7 protein-coding genes are annotated in these 13,539 nt (G+C 67.3%); all 7 read right to left on the bottom strand.

The annotated features are described in order from the left end of the window. Positions 1 to 32 precede the first annotated feature (32 nt). The 7 genes from R5W23_RS15580 to mnmG all read right to left on the bottom strand — a co-directional run bounded on the left by R5W23_RS15580 (position 33) and on the right by mnmG (position 13,458). Positions 33 to 3,578 (bottom strand): efflux RND transporter permease subunit, encoded by a 3,546-nt coding sequence (locus tag R5W23_RS15580; protein WP_320687076.1) that lies wholly within the window; start codon positions 3,576 to 3,578, stop codon positions 33 to 35. Between the two features lie 12 nt (positions 3,579 to 3,590). Then, on the bottom strand, positions 3,591 to 5,036 hold the full coding sequence (locus tag R5W23_RS15585; protein ID WP_320687077.1) for an efflux RND transporter periplasmic adaptor subunit: 1,446 nt from the start codon (positions 5,034 to 5,036) through the stop codon (positions 3,591 to 3,593). A 985-nt stretch (positions 5,037 to 6,021) separates the two neighbouring features. Then, on the bottom strand, positions 6,022 to 7,011 hold the full coding sequence (locus R5W23_RS15590; protein ID WP_320687078.1) for a DUF1573 domain-containing protein: 990 nt from the start codon (positions 7,009 to 7,011) through the stop codon (positions 6,022 to 6,024). A gap of 207 nt (positions 7,012 to 7,218) precedes the next feature. Continuing rightward, the gene (locus R5W23_RS32675; RefSeq protein ID WP_407936131.1) at positions 7,219 to 8,028 is read right to left on the bottom strand and encodes a ComF family protein; all 810 of its coding nucleotides are present in this window, start codon (positions 8,026 to 8,028) and stop codon (positions 7,219 to 7,221) included. Between the two features lie 581 nt (positions 8,029 to 8,609). Continuing rightward, positions 8,610 to 10,286: a HAMP domain-containing sensor histidine kinase gene (locus R5W23_RS15595; protein WP_320687079.1), complete on the bottom strand. Its 1,677-nt coding sequence runs from the start codon at positions 10,284 to 10,286 to the stop codon at positions 8,610 to 8,612. Positions 10,287 to 10,390: 104 nt separating this feature from the next. Further along, a complete protein-coding gene (locus R5W23_RS15600) occupies positions 10,391 to 10,972 on the bottom strand; it encodes a response regulator (RefSeq protein ID WP_010038808.1) in 582 nt (193 codons plus the stop codon). 602 nt (positions 10,973 to 11,574) lie between these two features. Continuing rightward, a complete protein-coding gene (gene mnmG, locus R5W23_RS15605; protein ID WP_320687080.1) occupies positions 11,575 to 13,458 on the bottom strand; it encodes a tRNA uridine-5-carboxymethylaminomethyl(34) synthesis enzyme MnmG in 1,884 nt (627 codons plus the stop codon). Positions 13,459 to 13,539: the final 81 nt, after the last annotated feature.

The following is a 13,539-nucleotide window of genomic DNA, read 5'->3' on the forward strand; positions in this document are numbered from 1 at the left end:
GTGTCGCCCTCCTCGTCGAAAAAGCACCGTCGTCACGGCCCCTGCGGGGCGGCCGTGCTCCCAGAACCCGCCGCACCGTGCGGCGGGTGTGGTTCGTGTGACGCGGCGGGCGGGTCGTCCAGCCCGTCGGCGTCCGATCCGTGCCCGGCGAGCCTCACCGCATCCGCCCCGCTGAACCGCCAGAACAGCCCGGGCCGCAGCAGGAACTCGCAGAACGTGCTGGTGATGAGGCCGCCGAGGATCACCGTCGCGACCGGGTACAGGATCTCGCGCCCGGGCTGCTGACCGGCGACCACCAGCGGGATCAGCCCGATGCCCGCGGTGAGCGCCGTCATCAGCACCGGCGACAGTCGCTCCAGACTGCCGCGCAGGATCATGTGCTCGGTGAACCCCTCGCCTTCGTGCCGCATCAGGTGTAGGTAGTGGTTGACCAGCAGGATACCGTTGCGGGCCGCGATCCCGCCCAGCGAGATGAACCCGACCAGGCTCGCGACCGTCAGCGTCTGACCGGTCACAACCAGCGCGAGCACCCCGCCGATGAACGCCGCGGGCACCGCGTTGAGGATCTGTAACACCACCCGCGCGGACGGGAACAGCATGTACAGCACGAAGAACATGCCCACCACCGACAGGGCGGCCAGCGCCGCGATCAGCCGGGTGGCCCGCTTCTGGCTCTCGAACTGCCCGCCGTACTCGACGAAGTACCCCTCCGGCATCGGCACGTCGGAGCGCACCACCCGCTCGATGTCCCCGACCACAGACGCGAGGTCGCGCCCGGCGGCGTTGCACCGGATCACGATCCGCCGGCGCACGTTCTCGCGCTTCACCTGGTTCGCGCCGCTGTCCCCGCCGGTCAGCGGCGTCACGTCGGCCAGATCTTTGAGTCGGACCTGCCCGCCCCCGTTGGGCAGATCGAGCCGCAGCTCCTTCAAGTTGCCCACGTCGGCCCGGTACGGCTCGTCCAGCCGCACCACCAAGTCGAACCGGCGCTGCCCCTCGACCACTTGCGACACCACTTCGCCGTTGAGTGCCGTTTGGACGAACGCGCCGACGTACGCCCGGTCCACCCCATAAAAGGCGAGCGACTCGGGGTCGAGCTTGATGTGGATCTCGTCCACCTTGCGGATCGGCTCAACCGCCAGCGAGCTGATGCCCGGGACGCCGCCGACCGAAGCCTTGATCGCGTTGGCCAGCTTTTCCAGCGTGTCGAGGTCGTCGCCGTACACCTTGATCGCGATCTGGGCCGTACTGCCCGAGATCATGTGACTGATCATGTGGGCGAGCGGCTGCTCCACCTCCACGTCCACCCCGGGCACCTCCTCCTTCACCTCGCTCTGGAGCAGGGCGATGACCTCTTTGCGGGATTTGCCGGACGCCGGGTTGATGGCGACGAAGTACTCGTTCACGTTCGGCGGCTCGGCGTGCTCGTCCAGCTCCGCGCGGCCGGTGCGGCGGAAGAACGCCAGCACCTCCCCGTCGGGCCGGGCGCCCGACTTCTGCATCGCGCGCAGCTTGGCGTCCACCAGTTTGGCCACGGCGTTGGACGCCTCGAGCGACGAGCCGGGCGGGAGCGTGACGCCCACCTGCACGGTGCCCTCGTCGAACGGCGGCAAGAAGTCGGCCCCTAGCGTGGTGACCCGCCACCCGCAGTACGCGACCATCAGCCACGTCAGCAGCAGCAGCAGCCCGGCCCGCCGCATACTCAGGCGGACGAGCCCCGCCGCCCCCCTCTTCAGCAGCCGCACCAGCAGGCCGTCCGTTTCCGCGTGGATGGCTTTCGAGTGCGCCAGGAGGTAGTACGACAGGACCGGCGTCACCGTCAGCGAGACGACCAGCGAAGCCAGGATCGACACGATGTAGGCGACGCCGAGCGGGGTGAACAGCCGCCCCTCAACCCCGGACAGGGCGAACAGCGGCAGGAACACCAGGATCACCACGGCCGTGCCGAACACGATCGACGAGCGGATCTCGGCGCTGGCCTCGTACACCACCCGCAGCGCGGGCTTCGGGTCGGGCGCGTGGGCGTTCTCGCGGAGCCGGCGGTAAATGTTCTCCACGTCCACGATCGCGTCGTCCACCAGTTCGCCCATCGCCACCGCGATGCCGCCCAGGGTCATCACGTTGATGGACAGTTCGGTACCGGTCAGCGCCCCGATCAGCTTGAACACCAAAACGGTGATGGCCAGCGACAGCGGAATGGCCGACAGCGAAATGAACGTGGTGCGGAAGTTCAGCAAGAACAGGAACAGCACCACCAGCACCAGCGCCGCTCCGATGACCAGCGCCTCGCCGACGTTGTAAACGCCGCGGTCGATGAACTCGCGCAGCTCGTACAGCCCGGGCTCCAGCACCACGTCGGCCGGCAGCGACGGCTCCACTTCGGCGAACGCCGCCTTGACCCGGTCGGTCAGTTCGCGGGTGTCGGTGTGGGGCTGCTTGGTGACGGTGATCGCGACCCCGGGGTGCCCGTTGATGCTGGAGTCGCCGCGCTTGATCTGCGCCCCTTCGACCACCCGGGCCACGTCTTTGAGGAGCACCGCGCGGTCGGGTGCCCTGCCCGGCTCCGGCTTCGCCGGCGGTTTGACGACGATCAGCCGCAGGTCGGCGACCACCTGTTCGGGCCGCGGCCCGAGCCGGCCGATCACCCGCACCGGCTGCTCCACGCCGCCCAGGTCGGCGAACCCGCCGGTGAAGTTGACGTTGTTCGCGCGCAGCGCCACGTCCACGTCCCGGAGCGTGACGCCGTTTTTCTGCAAGGCCGCGGGGTCCACGAGCACTTGATACTGCTTCCGCCCGCCGCCCATCGTAATGACCTGGGCCACGCCGGACGCCTTGAGCAGCCGGGGCCGCACCACCCAGTCGGCGAGCGTGCGGAGCGCCAGCGCCCGCTGCGTCTCGGACGGGAAGGTGACCTCGTAGTACCGCCCGCCGACCGTGGCCCGAGCCCGCCGCTCGCCGTCGGCCGCGGGCTCTCCCCACCGCGCCCCGGTCACCGGAACGGATTCCCAGGCGGCCGGGTTCTTCCGGTCGGTCACCTTCCACGCGAACAGGTCGGGCGGCCCGTCCGCCTTGGCAACCCGTTCGGCGTACAGCGGCGAATCCGGTACCTGGACCAGATCGCCGCCGTTCGGCCCCGGCTGGCGGCGCATCCCGGCGATCAGGAACTGGCCCATGATCGAACTGATCGGGGCCATCTGGGGCTTCACGCCCTCCGGCATGTCGCCGGTCACCGTCGCGAGCCGCTCCTGCACCGTTTGGCGGGCGGTCTTGATGTCGGTGCCCCAGGCGAACTCGACCGTCACCACCGACAGCCCGAAGCCCGACTGGGTGCGCACGTCCTGCACGCCGGTGGCCCCGAGTACGGCTGACTCGAGCGGGTATGTGACGAGCGTCTCCACTTCTTCCGGCGCGAGCCCCGGCACCTCGGTCATGACGGTGACGCGGGGCCGGTCCAGGTCCGGGAATACGTCGATCGGCGTGACCGTCCCCAGATAGCCCCCGTACAGAAGGGCGACCAGGCACAGCACCGCGACGAGCGGGCGGTGGCGGAGCGACAGTTTGATAACGGCGTTGAGCACTGCGGCCTCCGGTTAGTCGTGTGAGTGTCCGGCGTGCGGGTCGGCGCCCGCGCCCGCGGCAGCCGCCTTGAGGGCACGGTTGAGAGCGGCCGCCTGGTTCCGGACCACGAAATCGGCCTCGCTCACGCTCCCGTCGCTCGCGACAACGACCTCCCGGCGGTCCTCGTACAGCACCCGCACGGGCTTGCGTATGAACATGTCCCCGTTCTGCACGAACAGATAAGCCTCGGCGCCCTCCCGAACGACCGCCCCGGCCGGGAGCACGAACGGCAGGAGCTCGCTGCGGCCGTTCGGTGCGAGCGTGACGAGCTTCTCCACCGGCAGCCGCAGCCGCACCCGCTGGCCCGGCCGGTACCGCCACACGTAGTACGTCCGCCCGTCGCGCTCGAACGTGCGGGACTGGTTGTCGAGCGGCAGGTAGAAGGCGAACGTGCGCGCGGCCGGGTCAACCTGGTTGGACAGGTGATGGACTGTGAGCGGCCCTTGCGCGGCCCACGCGCCGGGCGCCTCGTCCGAGAACTCGGCCCGGATCGGCGTCCGGTTCTCGGCCGCGGCGGCGAGCGCATCGGCCTCGGACTTGAACGCCTGCCCCTCAACGAACAGCCGCTGGTGATTCGCGAGCAGGCAGAGCGTCTGACCGGCCTGTACCTGTTCGCCGAGCGACACCTTGAGTTCTTGCACCTCGTACAGCGGTTCCGCAACCACCCCCGCGGCGGGCGCGGGTTGCGGCGACCGGCCGGGGACGGCCACCGTCACCTCGGTCACAATTTTGCCCTTCTGGACCTCGTCCACCTGCGCCTGCGTGAGCCCGAACACCTGGAGTTGACGGCGGCCCGTCTCCAGTTGCGTGTTCAGCCGACTCACTGCGTTCTGCTGCTTAATCAGCTCGGCTTCCGATGTCGTGCCTTGCTTGACGAGGTTGGCGACCCGGTCCCGCTCGGCGCGTGCGAACTCGATCTCCTTGGCGGTCTTGGACAGGTCCGCCTGCGCGCCCTGAAGGAACTCGCTGGCGAGTTGCAGGGAGAACAGCGGTTGCCCGGCCTTCACCGTATCGCCGGGGCGGGCGGTGATCGCCGTCACCACGCCCGCGACCTTGGTGGTGACCCCGCGGTCGCTCTCGCCGGGGCGGTCCACCACGATCCCCGGCACCATCATCGTCCGCCAGTACTCCTGGGGGGTGAGCTGGTCCACGTCGAGCGCGAGGTTCCGCTGCGCTTGCGGGGACAACTTCACACGATCGTCGCGGGGTCCGTGGTCGTGCCCGGCGTGATCGTGCCCGGCGTGGGGGTCCGCGCCCCCCTTCCCCTCACCGTGCCCGCCGTGCCCGTCCGCCTTTGTCGCGGGGCCGACCGGGAAGACGTGCGGCACCCACCGATCCCGGGCGCGGTAAGCGGTGTACCCGCCCGCACCGAGAACGGCCAGCGCGACGACCGGTAGAACGAATCTGCGCAGGTTCATGGCGCACCCGTAAACGCACCCACGCCACACCGCGCGGGCCATCAGAGAAAAGGTGGAAATCGACCGGACGCGGAAAACCGCGGGACGGCGCACAATCGCGCGGTCAGGTGCCTAGTTCCGGAGGGTGCAGAACGAAAGGAAAAGGGGAACGTGAGACGCGAAGTGGGACCTGCTGACAGTCGCGCCGAAGGAAACGCGACCGACGAATACCGGCTCAAACGCCGTGATCACATTTTCCGGAATAACATCTGACCCCAGCGGCGCGGATACCTGCGCGGTCGCTGACGAGAGAGAAGGCGGACAAACCGACGGACAGTCGCGTTCATGGCGTTCAGGGTGAGAATGGCTATCCGACTCACCTGTTTGCGATTTGGCGCCGCTGGGCGAGGCCGGCGGATCGACTGTCGGCGTGTGGTGCCCACAGCCGCACAGTTCCGTATCCGCGTCAGCGTCCGGCGCGGAGTTATCCACGGGCTGAGCAGGTTTTGCGGCGTTCGCGCAGGTGCAAACGCGGAAGGGCACAGGCCCCATCGCCAATAGCACCATGAGCAGCAACCGCACCAGCATTTCGCCCCTTTTTGCGTGTCAAACAGTAACGCTATTATCACGCGTGTGGCAACAGAGTCAATGCGACCACATTATTGATCACCTGCTACCGGCCCCGTTCCGTTATTCATGTTCGAGGAACTCGATAAGCCGTTGGGCATGGTCGGGATGCACTCGGAGCCACTCGATGGCCTAGGGACAACTGTTTACGGAGCTGAACAAGATGACGGCCATAACGCGATCCGTTATCGCACACATGCCACCGCGTCCCGACCTGATGATAAAATAGAGAACAATCAGCTTATCACGACGGCCATAGTGGGACCTGCTGAAGTGACTCGACCGGGAAGAAAAGTGCGACCGGCATTTAATTCATGTTCCGGAACGGAACACCGCCGGGGAACAGACCCCGGCGGCTGAAACAACTCGCAAGCGGTCGTTATTTGCTCACAACCTTCGCCGTCACCGGCACGATAACCGTCGGTTGGTCCTTGTTGTCGGTCACGATCTCGACCGACCGGGTGAACCCGCCGGTAGCGGTCGGGTTCGCCGCGATGACGACGGTGTGAACCGGCTTCGCGCTATCCTTTTCAACCTTAACGGTCAACTGATCGTCGGCGCCCTTTACTTCCAAAATCTTGAATGGAGTGCTGCCCTGAATCGTCACCTTCTGCTCCGCAGTCGCGGCCCCCATCTTCACGTCACCGAACGACACCCGCTCCGGCAGCGCGGCCACCGCCACGGTCACGTTCACCGTCACCGGGATGCGGAGCTTCGCGACCGCCGCGTTCGAGGTGTCGAGCAAAACGTCCGACGTCCAGTTCCCCGCCGGGCACTCCTTGTCGAGCGTCGCGGTGATGTCGTAGGTCACGATGCTACCGCTGCGGGACGCCAACTTCGCCTCGACGTTCACAAACCCGCCGGTGCTGGTAGCCTTGTTGACCGTCCACTTCGGGTCGCTGGTGAACGTGACCTTGGTTGAGACGGTCGCCCCCTTCCCCTTGACCACATTGCCGAAGGCCAGGGTATCGGGCGACATCATCAAGTCGTCGCGGGTGACGGTGGTGACCTTCAGCGCGACCTCTTCAAACTGCGGCCCCTGGAACGGCACATAGACCAGAACGGTCTTGGTGATGCCGGCGTGCGGGATGCGCTTCGTATCCATGTACGCGATCACCGCAGCCGTCTCCCCCGGGGCCACACGGTTGGATGTCAGGGCCGGCGTGACGCACCCGCACGAAACCCGCGGTTGCCCGAGGGTAATAGTTTCTTTGGTCGTATTGGTGAACCGGAAGTAGTGGACCAGGACGGTCCCCTTCGGGCTGATCCCGAAGTCCTTCTCCTTCTCGGCAAACAGCTCACCCGGACCGGCCAGCGAGACGGCGCTGAACGACAACACGCCCACGAGCCCCAATGCGAAACGAGTCATTCCTCTTTCCCCCATTTGAGCCCGCGCCGCACCCCCCGGAACGTCGCGAGCCTTAACCTATTTGGTATCACACCGACGCGGGCAACATCATCAACCAACCCCGCTGATTCGGGTTGCCAATCTCGCGCCGTAACGGTGGCCAATGCGCGACTCCCCAACCCGTCAGCCCCGCCCCTCCCTGCATTTCCGGACCGGCCCGCGCAACTCCTACCGTCGGGCCAACACCGCAATCGCTACGCGCCTCGCACCGGCATCACGAAGGGCCTTTGCGGCCACACTCGCGGTGCTCCCCGTGGTCATCACATCATCCACGAGGAGTACCGCTTTTCCGGTGATCCTTGCGCCCGTTCGCACGCGGAAAGCGTCCCTCATGTTCGCCAGCCGCGCCGAACGTGTCGGTTGTGCGTGCTGTGTCGTAAACCGCGCTCGGCGAAGGATGTGCGGATCGTACGACCGACCCATCAAGCGGGCGATTTCCCGAGCCAAGGCCTCCGACTGGTTGTAACCCCGTGTCCATTTGCGCCACCAGTGGAGCGGAACCGGCACAACGGTGTCGATTTCGGCAAATGCCTGTGCGGTTCCCCGTTCTTCAACCAGCACCCGACCGAGACGATCGGCTAGTCCTTCTCCGGAAAGCAACTTCATGCGCAAAACTGCGTCGCGCAGTTTCCCGGCGTATGGTCCGAGGCGCACAACCGAATCGAACGCGAAGGCCGCGCCTCGGCACTCCCCACAGCCTTGAGAAGTGTCCACATGCGGACCGACCGTTTGGCCACACCGTGGGCACGCCGGAAACGGGTCCGTCGTGACCGATCGCAGGCATCCGGAGCAGAGACCATGCCGAAGTGGTTCGGCAGGCGGTTCTTCGGTGTCACAAACTATGCAAGAATTCGGGTACACTAACCCGACGGCATGGCGAACGAGTTCTGATGCGACTCGCAGCACAACAGAATCCCCGAAAGGCGTTGCGACCAGCGCCGCCGGCACTGTTCTCCTGAGACTATCACACCGGCCCACAACTCACAATTACTCGCACGGATAACGGAACTGGTGTTTCGTTCGGTACCCGGTTTCCGTGAGCAATCCGACCGGCCCTCATCCTCACCTCGCGCCCCCATGATTCCGCACGACCGGGTTGTTTTCTCGCCCCTACCGAGGTGCCGTTGGCCATACTCCTGCCTCACAACGTGAACCGACCACGAAACCCACAAGACAGAAAATCTTCAATTACAACCGTTTACATCAACTCGTTTGCGTCCAACTTGCTTGCGATGAGGGCCGAATGCGAACGTCTGTGGTGTAAATTGCTGGTAGCGACCGCCCAGCGAATCGCCAGTCGCTGGGTAGCGAATGAGCCGTTCGGATACCATCGACACGTCACTCGACGCCCCAGAACAAGGGTCCCAATCGCTGACTTGCAGAAGTTGCCTCGACACCGACCGAAATGGCCCGTGCGTTTGCAGACAGGGTGACGCTACCGCGGCACGACGTGCCCCAGTTATCAAACCGATGGCACGCGGCGCATAACGGCGCGGGTTACGAGTTGTTTGAAGGGATTTGTCCCACAAACGGAGAACGGCGTGGGGTTCAACGACGGCTCACGCCGACTGGCGGTCGAGGAATTCGAGCGTGACGGAACGGGGAACGGTCACCACGAACCGGGTCAGGCCGGTGCCCGGTTCGTAGCGAACGTCACCACCGTTCTGTTTTGCGAACTGCCACGCGGTCGGCAGCCCGAGCCCGCGCCCACGCCCGGCCGAGCGACCACAGTAGAAGGGATCAAAGGCGTGTTCGAGGGCGCTGCCGGTCAGCCCGGGGCCGCTATCCTCGACGACAAACGCAACGAACTCGTCGTCACTCTCCGTACACGAAAGGCGGACCCAGCCACCGCCCCCGGCGGCCTCAATACCGTTGCGGGCAACCGCGGCGAGGGCGTGTTTGATCTGCGCGCGATCGGCCCGAACGAACGCCTCGGCGGGCGTGCCCGTGAGTTCGATCCGCACGTTTTTCTCGGTCGCGAACGGGGCGAGTTCGTCCCGCACCTGCCCGAGCAGGTCCGCGGCGGCGAACCGGAGCGGGTGGGGCTGCGACGGACGCGCGAACTGCATCAGGTCGCGGACGATTCCGGTGATCCGTTGCGTCTGGCGAATGACGGACTGAAGCGCCTCACCCCGGTCCGGGTCGGGCTCGGTGCGGTACAACCGCTGCGCGTGCCCCGAGATGACCGCGAGCGGGTTGTTGATCTCGTGCCCCGCTCCCGCGGCCAGTTCGGCCAGCGCCCGGAGCTTTGCGTCACGGGCGCGGGTATCAGCCTCGCCCCCGACGCGGGCAACCGCGCGGTGCAGGTCGTCGAGCCGGTCTTCCAGGCGCGCAACGAGCGCCGCCCCGTTCCGCCGCCGGCTCTCCCCGGCCATTTTGAGCAGATTGACGACCAGCGGCACTTTGTGCGGGTTCGGGTCCAGCGTGTGCGAAAGGGCCTCGGCCGGCGCCCCCGCCGACCACAGCGTTTCAGCGGCGGCCTCGGTGAGCTTGAGTTCCGCGAGGAGTTCCGCCCGGCCGACCCCTTCGGTCAGCCCGAGCGAACCGAGCCGGCGCTCCGTTTCGAGCGCCGCGAACTGCGCGAGCAGAAACGAGCCGAGATCGGGAACCAGTGCCCGGGCGGCGGCGACCGGCAGGTTGAAGTTCCCGAGTGCGCTGGCGACCCATTCGGGCAGCCGCCAACGGTTCGCGAGCCGTCGGGCCACGGCCCCCTGGTCGAGCCCCCAGATGGCCACCTGTGTTGCCGCCGCGGCCGGGGCCTCGGCGTCGTACAGCGGCTCGCGGGCCGTCCCGGGATCGACGGCCGCGACGGCGAGCCAGCCCAGCGGGGCTAGCGCCGCGAGCGCGGCGGCGCGTTCCCCGCACGCGCGGCGGGTGTGTTCGGCGAGGCGCCGCGCGAACGGGGCCGCCGCGCGGGCGAAGGTCCGGCACCGTTTGGCGACTTCGCACTCCGGGTCAACCCACGCCCCGGGAACCGCTTGCAGGTGGGCGGCAGCCGTAGACGGCAGCGCCGCGGCACACAGCGCAGACGAACAGAACAGGCTTTCGGCGGGCGGAGCCGAAGGCGGCACGAACCTTAACAGGAACAGTACCAAGGCCACATCGGCGGCCACAGGGTCGACCGAAAACGGCCGCGCGAGGCCGGCGGGCGCCTCCGCGAGCCGGATCAGGCCGTCCGTGTTCGGGCACAGCCACGGCAACGCCGCCGCGGCCCGGCCCACCGCCTTCCCTGGCACTGGAAGTCCTCCACACACGCGAGACGCAGAGTTCGGAACCGATCGCAACAAACCTGGGCGGTTCGGTGCGCGTTAATCCCGAGCCCCGCGCGCCGCACTCCGGATCAGGCCAACACCCCGGTCTCGATGTCCAGTTGGGCGCACATCTTCTCGATCAGGTGGTCCACGTCGAACGGCTTGGGCAGGAAGTCGTCGGCCCCGGCGAGCTTCAGCTCCTGCACCTTGTCCTCTTCGATCATGCCGGAGATGCAGATGATGCGCACGTCCTCCATCGAGGCGTCGGCGCGCACCCGGTGGCACACTTCCTTACCGTTGATGTCGGGCAGCATCACGTCCAGGATGATGAGGTCCGGGCGGTAGTCCTTCACCATCATCCCGGCGTCGAACCCGTTGGACGCGATCCGCACCTCGAACCGGCCGTCGGCCTGGAGCGCGTCGTTGACGACCTGGACCAGTTCCGGCTCGTCGTCCACCAGCAGCACCTTGCGCTTGCCGCTCTCCAGGGCGTCCGTCGGGATGCCATTGTCTTTCATGAACTTGTACAGGGCCTCGCGGGGGATGCGCCGGAACTTGCTACCCGGAACGCGGAACCCCTTGAGCTGGCCGTTGTCGAAGCAGCGGATGATGGTCTGCTGCGAGACCTTGCAAATCTTGGCCGCTTCGCCGGTCGTGAACACCGTCTTCATACGCGCATCCACCTGGCCGGCTCAGCCGGCTCGCATGGGGGAGATCCGCGCACGGCCGAAACGACCGAGCCGAGCGGCGGACCGAAACAATTCGTCCGTGACTCACGCAGGACACATCTGGCACCACGCGGCGCCCCGACAAGCGGGGCGCACTGCGACGGAGAGGGAAAACAGCGGACCGGTCCGGGGTGAAACGACAGTGGCGACGGCACAGATCGGAGCGGCCTCGTCCGCCTCACCCCATCATACCCCGGCCCCCTGTCCGATCAACGGTGCGAACTTCACGGCGTCCCGGCGTTTTGCCCGGCCGCCCCGAGTTCCGCCCGCGATACCGGCACAGGGTGCCCAGAGCGCCCCGCCCCACTTCGACCCGCGCGAACCGCGCCGCAGACTTCCTCCAGACCCGGGCTCCTGCCGACTCGGTCGCGGAACTCATCGTCTCCGCAGCCCCGTCACCCGATCGACTTTACCCGCTTTCTCCCCGAGGAGGGGCGGGAACTCGTCCGGCTGTGACGGACGCCCGGAGGGCGCCTCCGCGACCGACCCCGCGGGTCTCACCGGTTACCCGGTTTCTCCCCAACGGGCAAGCGGCCCATAACGGCTCAATCCAGATAAAGCAACAGCATTGCGAGGTCGGCCGGGGTGATGCCGCTGATGCGGCTCGCCTGGCCCAAGCTGACGGGCCGAACGCGACTCAGCTTCTCACGGGCCTCGTGCCGGAGTTGGGTCACCAGGGCGTAGTCGAACGCGCCCGGAATGCGCCGGTTCTCTAGCCGCTGGAACCGCTCCACCTCGGCGGCCTGTCGGTCAATGTAACCGCTGTACTTGGCTTCCAGAACCACCTGCTCGACCACGTCCGGGCGGGCGTCCCACTCCGCCAGGGCCGGGCACCGGGCGACCACCTCGCTCCACTGAACTTCGGTGCGCCGCACCCAGGTCGCCAGCGAGTCGCCGTCGCTCTTGTTGGACCTTAGCACGCCTTGCAGGTCGGAAATGCCCTTCTCCTTCCGCTCGAACCGCGCCCAGTCGGCGGCGCCCACGGACCCGACCTTCCGGCCGAGCGGGGTGAGGCGCCGGTCGGCGTTGTCGTGCCGCAGCAGGAGCCGGTACTCGGCCCGGGAGGTGAACATCCGGTACGGCTCGTCCACCCCCTTCGTCACGAGGTCGTCGATGAGCACGCCGATGTACGCGGCACTCCGGTCGAGGACCAGCGGCGGCTCGCCTTTGAGCTTGAGGGCGGCGTTCAGGCCCGCCACGAGCCCCTGCGCGGCCGCCTCCTCGTAACCGGTCGTCCCGTTGATCTGGCCGGCGAAGTAGAGCCCCGCGACCGGCTTGGTTTCGAGCGTCGGGTGGAGCTGCGTGGGCGGGGCGTAATCGTACTCGACGGCGTACCCCCACCGCATCACCTCTGCGTTTTCCAAGCCGGGGATCAGTTTCAGCATCGCCGCCTGCACGTCCTTGGGCAGGCTGGTGCTGATCCCGTTGCAGTAGTACTCCCGGGTGTTCAGCCCCTCGGGCTCCAGAAAGAGGAGGTGCGAGTCCTTGTCCGCGAACCGCACCACCTTGTCCTCGATCGAGGGGCAGTAGCGCGGCCCGCGGCCGCAGATCTGCCCACTATACATGGGGGCGCGGTGGAGGTTCGCGCGGATCAGGTCGTGAACCGCCGCCGTGGTTTCCGTCGAGTGGCAGACCACCTGCGGGACCGTGATCTTCTCCGTACTGAAGCTGAACGGGCGCGGGACCGGGTCGCCGGGCTGCTCCTGGCACTTCGAGAAATCGATGGTGCGGCCGTTGAGCCGGCAGGGCGTGCCGGTCTTGAACCGGGCGAGCTCGAACCCGGCGTCCGCGAGGCTCGCACTCATCCCCTCGGCCGAGGCGTCGCCGGCGCGCCCGCCGACGGTCTTTGCCTCCCCGGTGTGCATGATCGCTTTGAGGAACGTGCCGGTCGTAAGGATGACGGCGGGGGCCAGGTACCGGGTGTCGCCGCGCGCCACCACCCCGACGACGCGGCGCGTGGCGGGCGAAGCGGAGTCCGCGTGCGGTTCGAGCAGCAGCCCTTCGACAAGTTCCTGTCGCAGGGTGAGGTTCTCCTGGTCCTCCACCCACCGCTTCATCGTGAACTGGTAGAGCTTCTTGTCGGCCTGGGCGCGGGGCGAGTGCATCGCCGGCCCCTTGGATGCGTTGAGCACCCGGAACTGGATGCCGCTGGCGTCGATACACTTCCCCATCACCCCGCCGAGCGCGTCGATCTCGCGGACGATCTGCCCCTTGGCGACCCCGCCGATCGCCGGGTTGCAGCTCATCTGCGCCACCGCGTCGGCGTTCATGCTCAGCAGGCACGTGCGGAGCCCGAGCCGGGCGGCGGCCATTGCCGCTTCCGTGCCCGCGTGCCCCGCGCCCACCACCACCACATCGAACCGGTACTCCAGGTCGCTCACAGCCCCCTCCCCCACGCGCGCGTCGGCCGACGGTACGCTGAAATCCATGATAGCCGTTCCCGACGGCGCGCACGGGACCGAATCGCTCCGGCGAGGGGGCACCGTTAGCGAGGGCGCGCCGGGCCAGCG

The organism is Gemmata algarum, from assembly GCF_034097035.1.
Classification (GTDB): domain Bacteria; phylum Planctomycetota; class Planctomycetia; order Gemmatales; family Gemmataceae; genus Gemmata; species Gemmata algarum.

What these genes read in the sequence shown, in the direction of transcription:
- R5W23_RS15585 (WP_320687077.1), bottom strand. Translation starts at nt 5,036, where the DNA reads ATGAACCTGCGCAGATTCGTTCTACCGGTCGTCGCGCTGGCCGTTCTC.
- mnmG (WP_320687080.1), bottom strand. Translation starts at nt 13,458, where the DNA reads ATGGATTTCAGCGTACCGTCGGCCGACGCGCGCGTGGGGGAGGGGGCT.
- R5W23_RS15600 (WP_010038808.1), bottom strand. Translation starts at nt 10,972, where the DNA reads ATGAAGACGGTGTTCACGACCGGCGAAGCGGCCAAGATTTGCAAGGTC.
- R5W23_RS15590 (WP_320687078.1), bottom strand. Translation starts at nt 7,011, where the DNA reads ATGACTCGTTTCGCATTGGGGCTCGTGGGCGTGTTGTCGTTCAGCGCC.